The organism is Gordonia sp. IITR100, from assembly GCF_002009645.1.
Classification (GTDB): Bacteria; Actinomycetota; Actinomycetes; order Mycobacteriales; family Mycobacteriaceae; genus Gordonia; species Gordonia hongkongensis.
Window position 1 is genome coordinate 85,143 of the sequence record NZ_MVKV01000009.1, and the last position, 23,232, is coordinate 108,374.

Annotated in this window: 1 protein-coding gene (cut by a window edge); it reads right to left on the reverse strand. The window is 68.5% G+C overall.

All coding sequences use genetic code 11. The features are described 5' to 3' along the window. Window positions 1-9: 9 nt before the first annotated feature. A protein-coding gene (locus B1818_RS14330) for a non-ribosomal peptide synthase/polyketide synthase (protein ID WP_254859689.1) crosses the window boundary here: on the reverse strand, window positions 10-23,232 show its 3' portion. 18,711 nt of this gene lie beyond the right edge of the window; only the last 23,223 of its 41,934 coding nucleotides appear in the window; the start codon falls outside the window, past its right edge — the gene reads right to left on this strand; its stop codon occupies window positions 10-12.

Sequence of the window (23,232 nt, forward strand, 5' to 3'; positions counted from 1 at the left end):
TCTCTCCGCTCAGTCATCCCCACCGGGACCACTGCCGTCGGAACCATCGTCACCGTAGCGACCCGCGTCCCCGTTCAGGCCGTTGTACCCGCCGCGACCGTTGTACCCGACCTCGCGGCCGGTCACACCGTTCTCGCCGACTCCCGGCTCCCCCGCGCCGGGCTGCCGGGATCCGATGATGCCCGGCAGGGTCGCACCGGTCGGCCGCGTCGCGGCACCCGCCGACCACGCCAGCACGCGATCACGTTCCGCGGGCGTCACGAGCGGACACTCCCCGACCGCGGCATCCGGTCGGGCGGTGAGCCCGTCGAGGAGCGTAACCAGGCGCTGCGCGAGCAGTTCGACGGTCCCCTCGTCGAACAGATCCGTCGCGTACACCATCGACGCCGACCAGGACCGGTCCGGCCGCGCGAGGACCGCGACCGTCAGGTCGAGCTGCGACGACGTGACCGGCGACTCGAGTGCCGCGACCCGCAGCCCCTCGGCCTCAAGCACCGGCGACCCGCTGCCCGCGTTGGTCAGCGTGAGCATGACCTGTGCGAGCGGCGAGAACGCCCTCGACCGCGTCGGGTTCAGACGTTCGACGAGCGTCTCGAACGGCACGTCGGCGTTCGTGAACGCATCGAGGTCGACGACCCGGGTCTCCTCGAGCAGTTCCGCGAAACTCATCGACGGGTCGACCTCGGCACGCAGGACCAGGGTGTTGACGAACATGCCGATCAGCTGGTCGATCTCGGCTCGTCCCCGGCCCGCGATCGGCGTCGCCACCGCGATGTCGTCGGTCGCGGTGACACGTGCCAGCAGTACTGCCAGGCCCGCGTGCACCACCATGAACGGCGTCATCCCGCGCTCACGCGCCAGGACCGAGATCCGCGTCGCGACCTCGTGCGGGATCTCGAAGTCCACCCGCGCGCCCCGCATCGAGGCCACGGTCGGGCGAGGCCGGTCGGCGGGTAGCTCCAGCACGTCGGGCACCCCGGCGAGCTGTCGCAGCCAGTACGACAGCTGCCGGCCGACCACCGAGGTGGGATCGTCGACCGCCCCGAGCTCGCGTTGCTGCCACAGCGCGTAGTCGGCGAACTGGACCGGCAGCGGCGGCAGGTCCGGTGTCCGGCCCGCGGCCCGGTCGCGGTAGGCGGTCACGACGTCGGCCATCAAGGGCCGCATGGACTCACCGTCACCGACGATGTGATGCAGTACCGCGAGCAGGACCCACGAACCCTCGCCGCGTTGCCACAACCGGATCCGGACGGGCACCTCGGTGGTGACGTCGAAACCGACCGACAGCGCGTCGAGAAGCTCGGCCTCCGAGGCACATTCGACGAGCCGGGGCAGCGCGGCCGGACCGTCGGCGTCGTGGACGACCTGCGTCGGCCGGCCGTCGACGGCGGGGAAGGTGGTCCGCAGGATCTCGTGCCGGGCGACGACGTCGCCGATCGCCGCGCTCAGGGCCTCGACGTCGAGCTCGCCGCCGAGTTCGACACCGATCGGCAGGTTGTACGCCGCCGACGCCGGGTCGAGGCGGTTGATGAACCAGATCCGCTGCTGCGCGAACGACAGCGGGATCTCGGCCGGTCTGGGCTCGACCCGGATCACGGGAGCGCGCAACCCGCCGCGGTGTTCTCCGAGAGCGGCCAGGGCCCGCGGGGTGGGCGACTCGAACACGTCCCGGACGCCGATGTCGGCGTTCAACGCGTCGCCGACGCGTGCGGCCAGTCGGGTCGCCGACAGCGAGTTGCCGCCGAGGGCGAAGAAGTCACCCGTCACTGACACCGCGTCGACGCCCAGCAGGTCGGCGAAGACGGCCACGACGCGCGCCTCGGCCGCGGTCTCCGGGGCCACGAGGTCGTCCGCCGCGATCTCCGGGGCGGGCAGGGCCTGCTTGTCCAGCTTGCCCGTCGGGGTGAGCGGCAGGGCGTCGAGGACCGTGATCGTCGCCGGGATCATGTACGTGGGCAACTGATCCGCGAGATGGTCGCGCAGCTCGCCGACGTCGACGGCAGGCGCCTCCGACGCCGACACCACGTAGGCGGCCAACGACGACGCGACCGACCCGCCGACCCCGAGCACCACCGCGGTCTTCACCGCAGGATGCGAGGTCAGCGCGTTCTCGATCTCGCCGAGTTCGATGCGCAGGCCGCGCAGCTTCACCTGGTCGTCCGACCGTCCGAGGTACTCGAGCACCAGCTCACCCGACGCCGAGCGCACCCACCGGACACGGTCGCCCGTGCGGTACATGCGATCGCCGGGCACCCCGAACGGGGACGCCACGAACCGTTCGGCGGTCAGTTGCGGGCGCCCGAGGTAACCGCGTGCCAGCGAGACGCCGGTGGCGTACAGCTCGCCGGCCATCCCGACGGGCACCGGCGCCAGGCGCTGGTCGAGGACCAGCAGACCGGTACCCGGCACGGGCGCGCCGATGGTCACCGGTCCGTCCGGATCGAGCGGACCGCTGATGGTGACCGCCACCGACGTCTCCGTCGGACCGTAGGCGTTGTGGAACGCGACCCGGTGCGACCACGCGCGGACGAGTGCGGCCGAGACCGCCTCGCCACCCGAGGCGAGCATCCGCAGTGCGGGCAGCTCGTCGGGTTCGACCGTCGCCAGCACACTCGGTGTCAGGAACACGTGCGTCAGCGCGTGCTCGCGGAGGAATCCGGTGAGCACCTCGCCGCCGACGGCCTCGTCCGGCCGGTAGACCAGCGTCGAACCCGAGGTCGAGGCGAGCAGCCACTCGAGCACCGAGGCGTCGAAACTCGGTGAGGCGTAACCGAGTACACGTGAACCCGGACGGATACCGAACCGCTGCGCCTCGGCGACCGCAAAGGCGTGTGCACCACGATGGGTGACCGCGACACCCTTGGGCACACCGGTCGAGCCGGAGGTGTAGATGACGTAGGCGAGCGCGTCGAGACGCGGGGCACCCGACACCTCACCCGGGGTGAGCGGACTGCCATCGACCTCGCGCACCGCCTCGGAGAGGGTGTGCACATCGATCGACTCGACGTCGCCCGGGACGTCGACGCCCGAATCCGGTCCTCGTCGATCGGACGTGATGACCAGTCGCACACCGGAATCGGTGATCATGTGCGCGATGCGATCGGCGGGCAGCGTCGGGTCGACGGACAGGTACGCCGCACCCAGCTTCGCCAAGGCCCACTGCCCGACCAGACGGTCGACGGAGCGTCCCGCCGCGAGCCCCACCACGTGATCGACGCCGATCCCCCGACCGGTCATCCACCGCGCGAGACGATTCGAGCGCTCGTCGAGCTCGGCGTAGGTGAGCGATGCGCCGGTGCCGTCGGTGACCGCGACGGTATCGGCATGCGTGGCCGCGATGTCGGCGAAGACCTCGCCCAGCAGTTGCGGCTCCGGCGCCGCCGGACCGTTCACCGGGGCGAGTTCGGCGGCTGCCGCCGCGTCGAGCAGGGCGATCGCCGAGGTCGGCCGATCCGCATCGTCGACGGTCGTCCGCAGGATCTCGCGCAGTGCCGCACCGAACACGCGCACCTGGTCGTCGGCGAAGGCCGACGGCAGGTACTTGAGCTTCAGCAGCAGGCGGTCTCCCGACGGTGACGACGCGAGGTTGAGCGGATAGTGCGTCGCGTCGTCGGCATCCACGCCGACGATCTGCAGACCGCCGGCCAGCGACGTGTCCGCCGTCGACAGCGAGTCGGAGTCCACGGGGAACGACTCGAACACGGTGAGGGTGTCGAAGAGGGCACCCATCCCGGCCAGCGCGGTGAGGTCGGCGAGGCCGACGTGCTGATGGTCGAGGACAGCGACCTTGTCGGCCTGCATCGCGGCGAGCACGTCACCGATGGCGGCGTTCGGGTCGACGTCGACGACGCTCGGGACCGTGTTGATGAACAGGCCGACCATGCCCTCGACACCGTCGAGGTCGGACGGGCGGCCCGACACGGTCTCACCGAAGGCGACGACCCGGTTACCGGTCATACGCGACAGCAGTACCGCCCACGCGAACTGCAGGATCGTGCTGACCGTGACGCCGCGCTCGCGGGCGACCCGGTTGATCGCGGCCGTCGTCTCGGCGTCGATCCACTCCTCGTGGTTGCGCGGCAACGAGGTGGTCGTGGCCTCCTCGACGCCGGACACCAGCGTCGGTTCCTCGAGCGGCGACAGCACCTCCCGCCACGCGGCGAGACCCGCGGCCCGGTCGGTGGCGGCGAGACGCCGGACGTGATCGCCGAAGTCGGTCTCCGCGGCGATGGTGGCCGTGTACGGGCCGACCCCGGCGTAGAGCGCGAGCAGGTCCGCGAGGACCAGCGGCCCGGACCAGCCGTCGAGCAGGATGTGGTGGTTGGTCACGATCAGGCTCAGTGTCGTCTCGGAACCGGCGGCGTGCTCGACACCGACGAACCGCATGAGCGGCGGTGCCTCGAGGTCGAACGGCGTGATCCGTTCGGCGTCGGCGATCTCACGCACCCGTCGTGCGACGTCGACGTCGTCGAGACCCGGGTCCAGGGACACCTCGGACCACGGCAGGTCGGCGCGCGGGGGCACGACGGTCACCAGCGCACCACCGGGGGTACGCACATATCCGCTGCGCAGCACGCGATGATGCGCCACCAGTTCCGCTGCGGCCGACCGCAATCGCGATCGGTCGACGTCGCCCCCGAGATGCAGGACGGCCTGGGTGACGTACACGTCCACGCTGCCGGCTCCCGCCGCGGGCACATCGTCGGCGCCCGACGGGTCGCGCGCCGCCATCTGCGACTGGAAGTACAGACCCGCCTGCAGCGGCGTGAGCGGCCAGACGTCCGCACCCGGGAAACGCACCGCGAGGGCGTCGAGTTCATCCTGCGTGACCGGCGTGCCCGGCACGTCCGCCGGCGACCGGCCCGGGTCGCCGACCGTCGCGACGTGCTCTGCGACAGCGGCGAGTTCGGCCGCCCACAGTTCGGCGAGTGCGGTGATGTCGTCGGTGCCGAACAGAGCCGACGGGAAGGTGAAGTTGGCAGTGAGACGACGGGCTTCGCCGTCGCTCCGCGTTCCGACGTTGACGCTCAACGGGTTCAGCGCGACCATCGCGCCCGACACCGACGGCGGCATCCCCGGTGCGCTCGGCGCGCCGGTGAATGGGATGACGTCGTGCGCGGGTTCGGCCGCGGGACGTCCGGCTCGGCCGGCGCCGAAGAAGTTGAACCCGATGCTCGGCAGCGGACGCTGGGCCAGCTCGGTGTCGGCGCCGTAGCGCAGCACACCGAATCCGAGCCCGCCGTCGGGTTGCCCGAGGCGTTCTTCCTTGGCCGACTTCACCGCATGGGTGACGTCGGCGGACGGATCGACGGCCACCGGGGCGATCGTGGTGAACCAGCCGACCGTGCGGGACAGGTCGACGGCGCGTTCGCCGTCGGCGGTGACGATCTCGTCCTTGCGACCGTGGCCCTCGACCAGGACCGTCACGGGTGCGACGTCGGCGATGCCGCGCGCGGCCTGCCACGACCGGACCGCCCGTGCGAACGTTCCCAACAGGACGTCGTTGGCGTTGCCGCGGAACGCTTCCGGCACCGAGGTCAGCGCGGCCTCGGTCACCTGCGCGTCGAACGAGTGGACCACCGACACCTCGGTGGCGAACCGGTCCCGCGACGCGTCGAAGTCGATCCCGAGATCAGTGGGCCGGGCCGGGAGCCGCTCGAGCCAGTACGGCAGCTCGGCGGCGCGCCGGTCGGCCTGTGCGCCGACCGCGTGGGCCCACGCCCGCTCGGACGTCGCCTCGGCACGCAGGGCGATCGGCTGACCCGCTGCCCGCTGCGCCCATCCGGTCACCAGGTCCTCGACGATGATCGGCCAGGACACCGCGTCGACACCGAAATGGTGGATCGCCAAGACGACTCGGCCGACGCCGTCGACGTCGGTGACGATGCCCGCCGCGACGAGTACACCGGTCGACGGATCGAGGTGTGCCAGCACCTCGCCATGCGCGGCGCGCACATCCTCGTCGTGGCCGGGGGTACCCACCGACGAGGCCGAGGACCGCGCGAACACGTACGGCGCTGCGCTCGGGCCATCGGTTCCCGAACCATCTGGGCTCACGCCGGAACCGGCGACGAGTCGCCAGCGGTCACCGTTGCGGGTGAGACGCGCGGACAGCATCGGGTGCACCGCGATGAGCTCGGACAGCAACTCCGACAACGCGTCCACGGTGAGCCCCGACGGTGCATGAAGCACCCGGTACTGCGAGAAGTCCGCGAAATCGCCCGGCTCCGAAGAGTGTTCGATCATCCACGACATCACCGGCAGCAGCGGCAGGTCGCCGTGCGCGCCGCCCGCGGGTTCGTCGAGCGCCGGCAGGCGGTGGGCCTCGCCGGCGACCACGCGGGCCATCGCCCGGATGGTCCGTTGCTCGAAAATGTCTCGCGGTGTCAGCGTGAACCCGGCCGCGCGAACCGCCGAGGCGAGCTGGATCGACATGATCGAGTCGCCGCCGAGCGCGAAGAACGACTGGGTGACCGAGACCCGCTCCAGTCCGAGCAGACCCGCCACGATGCTCGCCAGGGTCTCCTCCGTCGCGTTGGCGGGCGCGACGTGATCGGCGTCGAGCCCCGCGAAGTCGGGGGCGGGCAGGGCGCGGCGGTCGAGCTTGCCCGCGCTGTTCAGCACGACGTCGTCGATCGGCATCCACAGTGTCGGACGCATGTACTCCGGGAGTGCCTGTGTCACCGCGTCGCGCAGGACCTCGAGGTCCACGGTCGACGGCGCGACATAGGCGACCAGATGCTGTCCGCCCCCCGGCGCGTCGGCCACCGTCACCGCGGCGTGCACGACGCCGGGCGCGGCCGCGACGACGGACTCGATCTCGCCCAGTTCGATGCGCTGGCCGCGCAGCTTCACCTGGAAGTCGGTGCGGCCGAGGTACTCGATCTCCCCGTCGGTGTTCCACCGCACGAGATCACCGGTTCGGTAGAGCCGCGAGCCGGGCCGGCCGAACGGGTCGGCCACGAAGCGCTCGGCGGACAATCCCGGTTGCGCGGCATACCCGCGTGCCACCTGATCGCCACCGAGATAGAGCTCACCCGGGACTCCCGTCGGGACAGGATTCAGTCGCGCGTCGAGCACATGGGTGGTCGTGTTCCAGACCGGCACGCCGATCGGCACGACCGACGGTGCCCGGGTCACGTCGGCGTAGGCCACCTCGACCGCCGCCTCGGTGGGACCGAACAGGTTCACGATCCGCACGTGTGGCAGCAGCTCGTGGGCACGGGCCACCACCGCGGGCGGTAGCGCCTCACCGGAGGCGAACAGCCAGCGGAGCGTACCCAGGCGCGAGATCGTCTCGGCCGGTACGACATCGAGGAACACCGACAGCATCGACGGGACGAAGTGCACCGAGGTGGCACCGCTGGACGCGATCAGGTCGGCGATGTAGAGCGGGTCGGCGTGACCGCCCGGTTCGGCGATCACCATCGTCGCCCCGGTCAGCAACGGCGCGAACAACTCCGGCACCGAGACGTCGAAGGTGTACGGCGTCTTCTGGATGATGCGATCGCCCAGGGTCCAGGGGTACTCGTCGAGTCCCCACCACAACCGGTTGGCCACGGACGCGTGCGAGACGGTGACGCCCTTTGGCCGTCCCGTCGAACCCGAGGTGAACAGGGTGTACAGCGCGTCGTCACCGCGGATCGGCCGCACGCGCTCGGCGTCGGTGACCGGCGGAGTCGACGGATCGATGTCGCGGGTCGAATCGACGGTGACGCGCTGGATCCCGTCGTCGAGACCGGACAGGTCGGCCGCCACGGGCCGCGGTCCGACGAGGAGGACCCGCGCGCCCGCGGTCTCGACCATGTAGCGCACGCGGTCGCCCGGGGCCGCGGTGTCGATGGGCACGTACTGTCCACCCGCCGCGGTCACCGCGTGGACCGCCACGACCATCTCCACGCCGCGATCGATGCACACCGCCACCGCGACGTCGGGACCGACGCCCAGCGCCAGCAGCTCGCGCGCCAAATCTGCGACCCGGGCTCCGAATTCGCGATAAGACAGCTCACGGTCAGCGAAGGTCAGCGCGATCGTGTCGGGATGCCGGGTAGTGCCGGCCTCTACCCCGGCGACAACGGATTCCGCTGCGATGACGATCTCGGTGCCACGGGACCGACGCAGTATGTCCGCAACCTCGGCGGGTTCGAGGAGCGCCGCCTCGGCCACCGGCGCCTCGGTCCGCGCCGTCAGCTGATCGAGGATCGCGACGAACCTGCGGGCCAGCTGAGCCACGGTGTCCTCATCGAAGAGGTCCCGGGCAAACACGAATTCAAGCGGCCAGTCGCCGTCGCCCTCGGGGACGGTGACACCGACGGTGAGGTCGAGTTTCGCCGGCGGGTCCGCGGGCGACATCGGTTCGATGTCAAGACCGGCGACCGAGGCCGGCGCCGTGTCGGCTCCCATCTCAGGTATCGCGGTCTGGCCGAAGGTCAACATCACCTGTGCGAGGGGTGCGAACGCTTCGGATCGCACGGGGTTGAGTCGTTCGACGAGCGTCTCGAACGCGACGTCGGCGTTGGCGAACGCCTCGAGATCGGTCTCGCGCGCCTGCTCGAGGAGTTCGGCGAACGTCATCGACGGGGCGATCTGCGTGCGGAGGACGAGGGTGTTGACGAACATACCGACCAGCGGGTCGAGGACACGCTGGCCGCGTCCGGCCACCGGCGTCGCAATCGCCACGTCCTCCCCCGCCGACAGACGCGCCAGCAGAACCGCGAGCGCCGCATGTACCACGATGAACGGCGTCGCGTCGGCCTCGCGAGCGAGGTCGCGCACGCGGTCGCCGATCTCGGCCGGTATCACCGCACCGACCCGGCCGCCCCGCTGCGAGGCGACGAGCGGCCTCGGCCGATCGAACGGCAGCGTGAGCACCTCGGGCAGATCGGCGAGTTTGTCTGCCCAGTAGGACAACTGGGCGCCGATCACCGAGTCCGGGTCGGACCCGTCGCCGAGGACATCGTGCTGCCAGAGCGCGAAGTCGGCGAACTGGACCTCGAGCGGTTCGAAGTCGGGTGCCCGCCCGGCGACCCGCGCGTCGTAGGCGTTCATCACGTCGGCCAGGAGCGGATTCATCGATTCGCCGTCGGCTGCGATGTGATGGACGACCACTGCGACCACGGACCGCCCCGATTCGACCGGCCAGACCCGCACACGGACCGGCCAGTCGGCGCTCACGTCGAAGCCCGCGACGATCGCGCTCTCCAGTTCGTGCTGATCCGCCACGATGCCCCAGTCGAGGCGTTCGGCGATCTGCTCGCGCGGGTGGATCAGCTGATACGCCGCCCCCTCGACGGACGGGAAGGTGGTGCGCAGGACCTCATGGCGCCCCACCACGTCGGCCATCGCCTGATGCAGTGCGCCGGTGTCCAGAGGTCCGGTCACCTGCAACACCACCGGGATGTTGTAGGTCGGCAGCGACGGATCGAACTGGTTGATGAACCACATCCGCTGCTGCGCGAACGACAGCGGGACGAGTTCCGGCCGTTCGGCATTCGCGACGATCGGGGGCAGCGCCTCCGCGTGTCCGGACACCTCGCCCACCAGCGCACGCACAGTCGGCGCCTCGAACAGGTCGCGCACCGAGGTCTCGACGCCGAGCACCTCGCCCACCCGGGCGGCGACGCGCGTCGCCGACAGCGAGTTGCCACCGAGGTCGAAGAAGGACTCGGTCACGCTGACCTGGTCGATGCCCAGGACCTCGGCGAACACCGCGGCGACCGCGGCTTCCTGGTCGGTCTCCGGGGCCACGATCTCGCCGACCTCGATCACCGGTGCGGGGAGCGCCGCCTTGTCGAGCTTGCCGACCGGGGTGAGCGGGAGCTCGTCGAGCACCGCCACCGATGCCGGCACCATGTGCGCCGGAAGTCGTTCGCCGACGAATGCTCTCAGCTCGGCCGGATCGACGTCGGCGCCCGTGGCGACCACATAGGCGGCCAGCGCGGTGGCGACCGACCCGCCGACACCGACGACCACGGCCGAGCGGACTGCCGGGTGCTCGGCGAGAACTGCCTCGATCTCACCCAGTTCGATGCGCAGCCCGCGCAGCTTCACCTGGTCGTCGCTGCGCCCGGAGTACTCGATGACCGGGGCGCCGGTGGAATCCTGTTTCCACCGCACGATGTCACCGGTGCGATACATCCGGTCACCCGGGTGCCCGTGCGGGTTGGCCACGAACTTCTCGGCGGTCAGGCCAGGGCGGTCGAGGTATCCGCGCGACAGCGCACCGCCGTTGACATACAGCTCACCCGCGACCCCGATGGGGACCGGACGCAACTGCGCGTCGAGCACCATCAAGCCCACGCCGGCGAGCGGGCCGCCGAGCGAGACCGGCTCGCCCACCGCCATCGGCGCACTGATGGTGACGCCGATCGTGGTCTCGGTGGGGCCGTACAGGTTCTGGATCCGCCGGAACGGAGCCCAGCTGTCCTTGAGCGCCTGCGGCACGGCCTCGCCACCGGCATACACGACCCGGAGGGCCGGGACCGCCTGCGGTTCGATGGTCGCGAGCACGGTCGGCGTCAGGAACGTGTGGGTGATCGCCTGTCGCATCATCAGGTCCTGCAGCGGCGGGCCGCCGACCGCGTCGGCGGGGCGGTAGATCAACACGCCGCCGGACACGATCGCGAGCAGGTACTCGAGCACCGACGCGTCGAAGCTGGGCGAGGCGAAGCCGAGCACCCGCGAGTACTCGTCGGCGCCCGAGCGCCGGATCTCCTCCGCGGCGAAGTTCGCCAGACCCGAGTGGGTCACGGCGACACCCTTCGGTCGCCCGGTGGAGCCGGAGGTGTAGATCACGTAGGCGACGTTGTCCACCCGTACCGGCGCACGACGATCCGCAGCGGTGATCGGCGCATCGGACAGTGCCTCGATCTCGGCGGACAGGGTGGCGTCGTCGAGACTGAGCCACGAGAAGCGTTCCCCGGGCAGGGTTCCCGACGCCTGGACGGCCAGGCCCAGGATCGCGCCCGAGTCCTCGACCATGTTCGCCACCCGTTCGGCGGGATAGTCCGGGTCGATCGGCACATACCCACCACCGGTCTTGGCCACCGCCCAGATCGCGGTGAGCAGCTGCGCGGAGCGGCCGATCGCCAGTGCGACCAGCTTCTCCGGGCCGATGCCCTGACCGATCAGCCAGCGCGCCAGGCGGTTCGACCGCGCGTCGAGATCGGCGTAGGACAGCCAGACGTTGTCGGCGTCGACGACGGCCTGACGCGGACCCCACTTCGCGGCGGCCCGGGCGAACAGATCGCCCAGGACGACCGGCTCGGTTCCCGGTCCCCCGGTGACGACCGCGTCGGAGTCGGCGATCGACACCGTTGTGCGCTCCGGCTCGGGTTGCGCTGCGGCGCGGGCGAGTTCGGCCAGCGACATCGTGTCGCCGAGGGTGATCTGCCGCAGCGGGGTCCGGGGATCGTCGACGGCCTCGGTCAGCAGTCCGACGAGCTGCTCGCCCAGGCGGACCGCGGTCGACTCGTCGAACAGGTCCGTGGCGTAGGTGATGGTGCCCGCCCACTCCTCGCCGCGGCCCGGCTGGGTCATCCCGATGAGCAGGTCGACGCGCGCCGGGGTCTGACCGGTGTCCACCGCACTCACCTGGAGGCCGGCGACCTCTCCCACCGACAGGTCGGCGCCGGCGAGCTCCGGCAGGGTGGATTGGTCGAAGGTGAGCCAGACCTGGGTGAACGGAGCGAAGGCCGCCGACCGCTGGGCACCGGCGGCATCGACGACGATCTCGAAAGGCACATCGGCATTCGCGAACGCGCCGAGATCGGCCTCCCTGGTGGCCTCGAGCAGGTCGGCGAAGCCGCGGTCGAGGTCGACGCTGGTGCGCAGCACGAGCGTGTTGACGAACATGCCGATCAGCGGATCGAGCACGCGTTGACCTCGACCCGCGACCGGGGTGCCGATCGCGATGTCGTCGGTCGCCGACAGGCGCGAGAGCAGCGCGGCCAACGCCGCGTGCACGACCATGAAGGGCGTGGCGCCGGTGTCCTGCGCGACGCGCGCGATCCGGTCACCGACCTCGGCCGGCACGGTGAAGGAGACGCGTCCGCCGCGCTGGCTGGCACGAGCCGGGCGGGGCCGGTCGGTGGGCACGTCGATCACGTCCGGCAGACCGGCCAACCGCTCGACCCAGTAGGCGAGCTGGCGACCGACAACGGATTCCGGATCGTCGGGCGAGCCGAGCACGTCGTGCTGCCAGATCGCGAAGTCGGCGAACTGGACCTCGAGTTCTGCGAAATCCGGGTCGGCATCGGCGGTTTCGGCCAGATAAGCGGTGACGACATCGCTCACCAGGGGCATCATCGACTCACCGTCGGAGGCGATGTGGTGGGTGACGACCGCGAACACGTGCTCATCCGGCGCCACCTCCCAGATCCGGGCGCGGATCGGCCAGTCGCGCGAGACGTCGAAGCCGGCCGACACCGCGGCCTCGATCTCATCTTGCGAGGAGACCACATCCCAGTCCAGACGCGCGGCGACCGACGACGCCCGGTTGATCTTCTGATACGGCGTCCCCTCGACGGACGGGAACGTGGTCCGCAGCGACTCGTGTCGCGATACGACATCGATCAGAGCGGCGTGCAGGGCGTCTTCGTCGAGGGAACCGGACAGACGCAGCACCACCGGGATGTTGTAGGCCGGCGACGTGGTATCGGCTTGGTTGACGAACCACATCCGTTGCTGCGCAAAGGCCAGCGGGATGCGTTCCGGACGCGGACTGACCGCGACGATGGGCGCCCGGGCTGCGTCGAGATCGGCGCTGGCACGGGCCAGTTCCCGCACGCTCGGCGCGTCGAACAGGTCGCGGACCGAGATCTCGCTGCCGGTGACCTCACCGACGCGCGCGGCCAACCGCATCGCCGACAGCGAGTTGCCACCGAGGTCGAAGAAGGAGTCGGTGACGCTCACGCGGTCGAGGCCGAGGACGTCGGCGAACACGGCCGCCACCGCGGCCTCCGACTCATCGGCGGGCTCGACGTACTCACCGGCGGAGAACACCGGCTCAGGCAGTGCACGACGGTCGATCTTGCCTGCGGTGTTCAGCGCGATGTCCTCGACGGGCATCCACACGCTGGGCCGCATGTACTCCGGGAGCGACGCCGCGACAACGGACTTCACCGCGTCGATGTCGAGACGCTCGCCCGGGACCCCCGCCACGTAACCGACGAGGTGTTCGCCGCCACCGGGCGCCGTGGCCACCGTCGCCGCAGTGTGCACGACGCCGGGCGCCGACGCGATGACCGCTTCGATCTCACCGAGTTCGATGCGCTGTCCGCGCAGCTTGACCTGGAAGTCGGTGCGGCCGAGATACTCCAGCACGCCATCGGGACGGCGGCGCACCAGGTCGCCGGTGCGGTACAGACGCGAGCCCGGCTCGCCGTACGGGTCGGCGACGAATCTCTCGGCAGTGAGGTCCGGGCGGGCGGCGTAACCGCGGGCGAGTTGGACCCCGCCGAGGTAGAGCTCGCCGGGCACGCCGGGAGGGACGCGGCGCAACCGCGAATCCAACACCACTGCAGACGAATTCCAGACCGGAACGCCGATGGGCACCGTCGGATCATCCGCGGCGACGGAGTGAATCCGCTCGAACGTGATCTCCACCGCGGCCTCGGTCGGGCCGTACAGGTTGAAGAACCAGGCATCCGGCCACAGTTCGCGCACCGGTGCCGCGACCGCAGGCGGCAACGCCTCACCCGTGGTCGAGACGATCCGGAGGGTGTCGAGCGCGGCGAGCTGTTCGCGGTCGACGACCTCGAGGAACACCGAGAGCATGGACGGCACGAAGTGCACCATCGTCGTGCCGGTGCGGGCGATCTCGTCGGCCACCTGCCGCGGATTGAGGTGACCACCGTCGGCGAGGACGACCACGCGCGCGCCGATCGCCAACGGCGCGAACAGTTCCGGCACCGAGCAGTCGAAGGTGTACGGCGTCTTCTGCATCACGACGTCGTCGGGGCCGATCGGCAGCGCGTCCAGGCCCCACCACAGGCGGTTGAGCACGGCCGCGTGTGAGAGGGTCACACCCTTCGGACGCCCGGTCGACCCGGAGGTGAAGAGGGTGTATGCCGCATCGTCCGGGCGCAGCGGCGCGAGTCGCTCCTCGTCGGACACCGGGGCAGCGGACGCCGCGTCGACGTCCAGCAGTGCCGAGGCATCGACGGTCATGACACGGACCCCGGCCTCGTGCGCGGCGTTCACCGCGCCGGGTACCCCGTCCGCGTCGGCGACCAGCAGCACTCGCGCACCGGCGGTCTCGTACATGTAGCGAACGCGGTCCGCGGGTGCGGCCACGTCGACGGGTACGTACTGACCACCGGCGGCGACGACGGCATGGATGGCCACCATCATCTCGACCGATCGCGGAACACACAGCGCCACAGCGACATCGGGACCGACCCCGGCGGCGATCAGGGCACGGGCGAGCGTGTTGACCCGGGCCGAGAACTCCGCATAGGTCACCTCACGCTCACCGAAGACGAGCGCGGTCGCGTCGGGTGTGCGTCGGGCCTGCGCGGCCACGGCGTCACTGACCGTCTGCACGGCCGGCAACTCCACGGGATCGCCCCATTCGGCGGTCTCGATCTCGGCCACCGTCGCCGGCGCGACGAAGGGCGCGTCGCCCACTGCGGTTCCCGGAGCCGCGGTCAACGCGGCGAGCAAGCGGGTGAAGCGGTCGGCGAACTCGACGACGGTCGCTTCCTCGAAGAGGTCGGTGGCATAGGTGATCGACATCGGCCATACCTGGCCGACCGGGCGAGACGACACCGTGATCCACAGGTCGGTCTGCGCCATCGCGGCCACGTCATCGTACGGCGTGACCGTCAGTCCGCCGGCCTCGCCGAGAGCTTCGGTCACCGACGCGGCCGGGTCGAAGGAGAAGATCACCTGCGCCAGTGGCGAGAACGCCTCGGAGCGAACCGGGTTGAGTCGGTCGACGAGGGTCTCGAACGGGATGTCGGCGTGAGCGAAGGCGCTCAGGTCGGTCTCGCGAACATCCGCGAGGAATTCCTGGAACGACCGGCCACCGTCGACGCCGGTCCGCAGGACGAGCGTGTTGACGAACATGCCGACCAGCGGATCGAGCGCTTCCTGGCCTCGACCGGCGATCGGCGTGCCCACCGCGACGTCGTCCGTCGCCGAGAGTCGTGCGAGCAGCACTGCGAGGGCAGCATGCACGACCATGAAGGGAGTCACTCCACCCGCACGGGCGAGATCGGCGACAGCACTGGCGACATCGGCCGGGATGTCGACGCCGACGCGCGCACCACGACCGGATGCGACGGCGGGCCTCGGCCGATCAGCGGGTAGTTCGAGGACGTCGGGCAGGCCTGCGAGCTGAGTTGTCCAGTAGGCGAGTTGACGAGCAACCACGGATTCGGGATCGTCGACCGAGCCGAGCACCTCGTGCTGCCAGATCGCGTAATCAGCGAACTGCACTGGGAGCGGGGCGAATTCGGGCTGCTGACCGGCGGCCCGCGCGGTGTAGGCGGTGACCAGGTCGGACACCAGCGGCGACAGCGACTCGCCGTCCGCGCCGACGTGGTGCAGGACGATGGCGAGGATGTGCTCATCGTCGGCGACGGGGTACAGACGGGCACGGATCGGCCATTCGGAGGTGACGTCGAAGCCGGCGGTCGCCCCGTCGACCAGGTCGGCCTCGGAGTCGACGACAAGCCAATCGAGGTGCTCGACGACCGAGGACTCGGGATGGACGAGTTGATATGGCACACCGGCCTCGTCCGGGAACGTGGTTCGCAGCACCTCGTGACGAGAGACCACATCCACCAGTGCCGTACGCAGTGCCTCGACATCGAGGCCACCGCGCATCCGCAGGACCGCGGGGATGTTGTGCATCGCCTCACCCGGTTCGAACCGGTTGATGAACCAGAGCCGTTGCTGCGCAAAGGACAGCGGGATCCGATCCGGCCGCGGCGACACTGTCGTCACTGGTGGAAGATCTGCGCCGCGATCAGCCACTGCGGCGACGAGTTCCCGCACCGACGGCGCATCGAATACGTCGCGGACGGTCACTCGGGTACCCAACGCGGCCGCGACCCGTGACGCCAGGCGGGTCGCGGACAGCGAGTTACCACCCAGGTCGAAGAAGCTCGTCGTGACGCCGATCGCCTCGAGACCGAGGACCCCGGCGAACACCTCCGCCACCTCGGCCTCGAACTCATCCGCCGGTGCGACGAACTCGGCGGCCGATGCCGCGACGAGCTCGGGCTCGGGCAGTGCGCGTCGATCGATCTTGCCTGCGGTGTTGAGCACCATCTCCTCGACGGGAACCCAGATGGTGGGCCGCATGTACGCCGGAAGCGATCGGGCCACGACGTCCCTCACCGCATCGAGGTCTACCCGTGATCCGTAGGCCCCTGCCACGTAGGCGACGAGGTGTTCTCCGGTGTCCGGTGTCGAGTACACCGTCACGGCAGTGTGCACGACTCCAGGTGCGGTCGCGATGACCGACTCGATCTCGCCCAACTCTATGCGCTGTCCGCGCAACTTCACCTGGAAGTCGGTACGACCCAGATACTCCAGCTGCCCTTCTGTATTCCAACGCACCAGGTCACCGGTGCGATAGAGACGTTCTCCGGTCCAGCTGAACGGATTGGCGACAAAACGCTCGGCGGTCAGTCCCGGCCGTGCGGAGTACCCGCGCGCGAGTTGCACTCCGCCGAGGTACAACTCGCCCGGCACGCCCGCCGGTACGCGTTGCAGCCGCGCATCGAGAACGAATGTCGCGGTGTTAGGCACCGGTACGCCGATGGGCACGACATCCTCGCCCGGTTGCACGTGGTGGGCGGTCACGTCGACCGCAGCCTCCGTCGGACCGTAGAGGTTGTGCAACTCGTTGCCCGGTAGCGCGGCGAGCAGCGATCGGGCGGCCGCCACCGTGAGCGCCTCACCAGAGGTGAATGTCAGTCGCAGCGACGCGAGGTCACCCGTCCTGTCCCCGAGAACGTCGAGGAACACCGACAGCATCGACGGCACGAAATGAATGATCGTGACCCGTTGTGTTCCGATCAGATCGGCGAGGTACTCCGGGTCGCCGTGCCGGCCGGCATCAGCAATCACCAGGGTCGCTCCGACCTCGAACGGAAGGAACAGTTCCCACACCGAGACGTCGAAGGTGATCGGCGTCTTCTGCACGAAGACGTCTGCCTGTCCGATCGCGTACCAGTCGCGCATCCAGTCCAGGCGATTCACGATCGCGCGGTGCGAGACCGTCACGCCCTTCGGCCGACCGGTCGAACCGGAAGTGAAGAGGGTGTAAGCCGGGTCGTCGCCGCGGATCGGTCGGACCCGGTCGGCGTCGGTGATCGGCGCGATGTCCGACCCGGGGTCGCGAGCGGTGTCGACGGTGACAAAACGGACGTCGTCGAGGCCGGACAGATCGGTGTCCACCGGGCGCGGTCCGATGAGGACGATCCCGACGCCTGCGGTCTCGAGCATGTAGACGGCGCGATCACGCGGCGCGGCGGTGTCCACCGGCACGTAGTGCCCGCCGGCCGCAACAACGGCGTGAATAGCCACCAGCATGTCGAGTCCGCGGTCGATGCATACTGCCACCGGCACCTCGGGTCCGACACCGAGGCCTAGTAGTTCACGCGCGAGACCTGCTACGTGAGAGTCGAATTCGCGATAGGTAACCCGTCGGCCGCCATGAACCACCGCGATGCCCTCGCGGGCGGCCCGTCCGTGTCGGCCCAGGGCTTCGGTCAAGGATGTGACCGGCATCGCCAAGTCGATACCGCGCGAGCGCGCGAGTATCTCGGTGACTTCTTCCGGTTCGAGCAACGTGGCCGTAGCCACAGATGCCGAGATGTCGGTCACGAGCTGTCCCAGAAGGCCGACGAACCGTCGGACGAGCCTGGTCGCCGACTCCTCGCCGAACAGATCACGGGCATAGACGATCTCGAGCGGCCAGTCGCCCGCACCTTCCGGAGCCGTGACGCCGACGGTCAGGTCGACCTTGGCAGCTGGGTCGGGGTCGGTGACCGGTTCGATGAGCAGACCGGCAACGGAAGCGGAGGTGGTGTCGGTGGCCAGTTCCGGAATGGCGGTCTGTCCGAAGGTCAACATGACTTGTGCAAGCGGGGCGAAGGCCTCGGAGCGCACCGGGTCGAGTCGTTCGACCAAGGTCTCGAAGGTGACGTCGGAGTTGGCGAAGGCTTCGAGATCGGTCTCGCGGACCTGCTCGATCAGTTCGGCGAAGCTCATGTTCGGTCGGACCTCGGTACGCAACACCAGGGTGTTGACAAACATGCCCACGAGCGGGTCGAGCGCGCGCTGGCCGCGTCCGGCGATCGGCGTCGCGATCGCGATGTCCTCGGTCGCCGACAGGCGCGCCAGGAGGACCGCGAGCGCGGCATGCACGACCATGAACGGGGTGACGCCCGCGTCGTGAGCGAGAGCGCGAATTCGTTCGCCGACGACTGCGGGGATCGTCTCTCGCACGCGTCCGCCGTGCTGCGAGGCGACCAGCGGGCGGGGACGGTCGAAGGGCAGTTCCAGGACCTCGGGAAGGCCTGCGAGTTTGCCCGTCCAGTAGGTCAACTGCCGGCCCGTCACCGAGGTGGGATCGGACCCGTCGCCGAGAACCTCGTGCTGCCACAGGGCGAAGTCGGCGAACTGCACCTCGAGCGGCGCGAACGCGGGCTCGACTCCGTTTGCCCGGGCCTCATAGGCCGTCAGCACATCGGTCAGCAGAGGCCTTGTCGACTCCCCGTCGGAACCGATGTGGTGCAGCACAACGGCCAGGATGTGCTGGGTTTCTCCAGACTCCCACACGCGGACGCGGATCGGCCAGTCGACGGTGACATCGAAGCCGGACATGACCCGGACGAGTTCTTCTTCGGAATCAACTACGGCCCAGTCGAGTCCAGCGTCGACGCGTACCGCGGGCGAAACCCGCTGATAAGGCAGACCGTCGTACTCGGGGAACGTAGTCCGCAGGACCTCATGGCGCATCACGACATCGACGACGGCGGCACGCAGCGCAGTCACGTCCAGGTCGCCCGTCAGGCGGACAACCACGGGGATGTTGTAGGTGACGGAGTCCGGGTCGAGGCGATTCAGGAACCACATCCGCTGCTGAGCGAAAGACAACGGCACAAACTCCGGGCGATGCGCGCGGGCGACAATCGGCGGCAAACCCTGCACATGCCCGGACACCTCAGCCACAAGCGCACGCACCGAAGGCGCGTCGAACAAATCACGCACCGACGTCTCCACACCAAGCACCTGACCCACCCGAGCGGCAACCCTCATCGCAGATAGCGAATTACCACCCAGGTCAAAGAACGACTCGGCCACGCTGACCTGATCGACCCCCAACACGTCAGCGAACACTGAAGCAACGCGTTCTTCTTCCTCCGTCTCCGGCGCCACATACTCGGCGGCCGCGAACTCTGGTTCCGGCAACGCCTTTCGATCGATCTTGCCCGCGCTGTTGAGTGCGATGTCGTCGAGGACAACCCAGACGGTCGGACGCATGTACTCCGGCAACGCATCGGCCACGACAACCTTGACAGCGTCGAGATCGATACCCGAGACCCCGGCGGGCCCGGCGATGTAGGCAACCAGATGCTGGTCCCCGGTAGGTGCGTCGATGACCGTAGCCGCGGTGTGCACCACCCCGGGCGCAGTGGCGATCACCGCTTCGATCTCACCGAGCTCAATGCGCTGCCCACGCAACTTCACCTGGAAGTCGGTGCGGCCCAGATACTCGATCTCACCTTCGGTATTCCATCGCACAAGGTCGCCGGTGCGATACAGCCGAGACCCGGGGGGGCCGAAAGGACTGGCAACGAAACGCGCCGCAGTCAGATCCGATCTCGAGGCGTACCCGCGTGCCAGCTGGATACCACCTAGGTAAAGCTCACCTGGAACACCGACCGGTACCCGATTCAGACGCGAATCCAGGACCCAGGTCGCAGTGTTCCATGCCGGACGACCGATTGTTACCGATCTACCAGGCTCATTCTGCGCTGAAGTGAGGTCAACGGTGGTTTCCGTCGGACCGTAGTGGTTCAGCAGCCGCAAGTTCGGTTCTTGGTGGTGCACTTCCGCTGCTAGAACATCGGATAGAACCTCGCCGCCCGTGAAGAGATACCGCAAAGGGCTCGTTCCGGTCTCTTCGCTGTCGGCCAGTTCTATGAACAACGCAAGCATCGAAGGGACGAACTGAACAGCTGTGACAGCTTCCTGGGCGATCAACTTGCGTAGGTAACGCACATCCCTGTGCCCGTCTGGAGCTGCTACGACGATTCTTCCGCCAACCATCAACGGCCAGAACATCTCCCACACCGAGGCGTCGAATGTGTACGGAGCCTTCATCAGGATGACTTGCCGATCGGCTTCCATGAGAAGGGATCCCCGCCAAGCCATAAAACCCATGAGTGCCGTATGAGAGACCGTGACGCCCTTAGGCCGTCCGGTGGATCCCGAGGTGAACAGAGTGTATACAGCGTCATCACCACGGATCGGACGAACGCGTTCGGCGTCGATGATCGCCGGCGTATCCAAATCGACGTACCGGGAGCAATCCACAGTAATCAATCGGAGATGACCGTCGAGACCAGACAGATCGGCAGCCACGGCGTCGGACGTCAGAAGAACTATCCCTACCCTCGCCGTCTCGATCATGTACCGCACCCGGTCATTAGGGGCGCCGGTGTCAACGGGAACGTACTGCCCACCCGCCGCAACCACGGCATGGATAGCTACCACCATGTCGATACCACGTTCCATACACACAGCCACCGCAACGTCCGGGCCAACGCCCGATGCCAGCAACTCACGCGCGAGGCCGGCAACCCGGGCGCCGAACTCGCGGTAGGTGACTTCACGACCTGCGAAGGTCAGCGCAGTTCTGTCCGGAAAATGGTCGACACGAGACGACACAGCGTCGGCAACTGATCTCGTCGGAATCGCTACTTCTGGGCCCTCCGCCCATCGGAGCACCTCGTCGACTTCAGCAGGTTCGAGGAACGAGGCGTCGGCCACAGCCCCGTCGATACGACTTGTGAGCTCATCTAGCAGGCCAACGAATCGGCGCGCCAACTGAACGACGGTGCCCTCGTCGAAGAGGTCCCGCGCAAACACCAGTGAGAGCGGCCAGTCGTCTCCGTCCGCGATGGAGATGCCGACGGTGAGATCAAGCTTTGCCGGCGGGTCCGCCGGCTGCATAGGCTCTATCTGAAGACCTGCGACCGAGGCAGGCGCGGTCTCCGCTCCCATCTCGGGCAATGCGGTCTGGCCGAACGTGAGCATGATTTGTGCAAGCGGGGCGAACGCTTCAGATCGAATTGGGTTGAGGACCTCGACGAGATTCTCGAATGCCACGTCGGCGTTGGCGAACGCTTGCAGGTCAGTTTCTCGCGCCTGCTCCAGCAACTCGGCAAATGACATGGACGGGGCCACCCGGGTCCGCAGGACGAGCGTGTTGACAAACATGCCCACGAGCGGGTCCAGTACGCGCTGCCCGCGTCCAGCCACCGGAGTGGCGATTACCACGTCCTCGCTAGCCGACAACCGTGCGAGCAGCACGGCGAGCGCCGCATGCACGACGATGAATGGGGTCGCGTCGACCACACGTGCAAGCTCGCGGATCCGGTTTCCAATCTCGGCCGGGATCACGGCCTCGACGCGTCCGCCTCGCTGTGAAGCCACGAGCGGCCGGGGCCGGTCGAACGGCAGGTTGAGCACCTCGGGCAGATCGGCGAGTTTGTCTGTCCAGTAGGCCAACTGAGTGCCTATGACCGAAGTCGAATCCGACCCGTCACCTAGGACCTCGTGCTGCCAGAGGGCATAATCTGCGAACTGAACCTCGAGGGGCACGAAATCAGGTTCAGTTCCAGACACCCTGGCGTCGTACGCCGCAAGGACGTCGACTAGCAGCGGGTTCATCGACTCGCCGTCGGCGGCAATGTGATGGACAACGACCGCGACCACCGCTCGCTCCGCGTCGACCTCCCAGACCCGCACGCGGATCGGCCAATCAACAGCGACGTCGAACCCGGAGACCACCGCATCCTCAAGCCCGAGCTGGTCGGAGGCGATCCCCCAGTCCAGGCGGTCGGCGATCTGATCGACCGGATGCACTAGCTGAGAAGCGACTCCGTCGACCGACGGGAAGCTAGTCCGCAGGACCTCGTGGCGTTCCACCACGTCGACGATCGCCAGGCGCAGTGCCTCAATGTCGAGAGCGCCCCGCACCTGCAACACAATCGGAATGTTGTAGGTCGGCAGGGACGGATCGAACTGGTTGATGAACCACATCCGCTGCTGAGCGAAAGACAACGGCACAAACTCCGGGCGATGCGCGCGGGCGACAATCGGCGGCAAACCCTGCACATGCCCGGACACCTCAGCCACAAGCGCACGCACCGAAGGCGCGTCGAACAAATCACGCACCGACGTCTCCACACCAAGCACCTGACCCACCCGAGCGGCAACCCTCATCGCAGATAGCGAATTACCACCCAGGTCAAAGAACGACTCGGCCACGCTGACCTGATCGACCCCCAACACGTCAGCGAACACTGAAGCAACGCGTTCTTCTTCCTCCGTCTCCGGCGCCACATACTCGGCGGCCGCGAACTCTGGTTCCGGCAACGCCTTTCGATCGATCTTGCCCGCGCTGTTGAGTGCGATGTCGTCGAGGACAACCCAGACGGTCGGACGCATGTACTCCGGCAACGCATCGGCCACGACAACCTTGACAGCGTCGAGATCGATACCCGAGACCCCGGCGGGCCCGGCGATGTAGGCAACCAGATGCTGGTCCCCGGTAGGTGCGTCGATGACCGTAGCCGCGGTGTGCACCACCCCGGGCGCAGTGGCGATCACCGCTTCGATCTCACCGAGCTCAATGCGCTGCCCACGCAACTTCACCTGGAAGTCGGTGCGGCCCAGATACTCCAGGACCCCGTCGCGACGTCGACGAACGAGATCGCCGGTGCGGTAGAGACGTTCGCCACGACCGAAGGGACTGGCGACGAAACGCTCCGAGGTCAGATCCGGCCGGGCGGCGTAGCCGCGTGCCAGCTGGACGCCTCCGAGGTAGAGCTCACCCGGGACACCGGGCGGCACTCGCCGCAGTCGGGAATCGAGCACCACGGACGACGAGTTCCACATCGGAATGCCGATCGGCACCGACGGATCCTCGAAATGGACCGCCTCGATCCGCTCATAGGTGATCTCGACCGCAGCTTCGGTCGG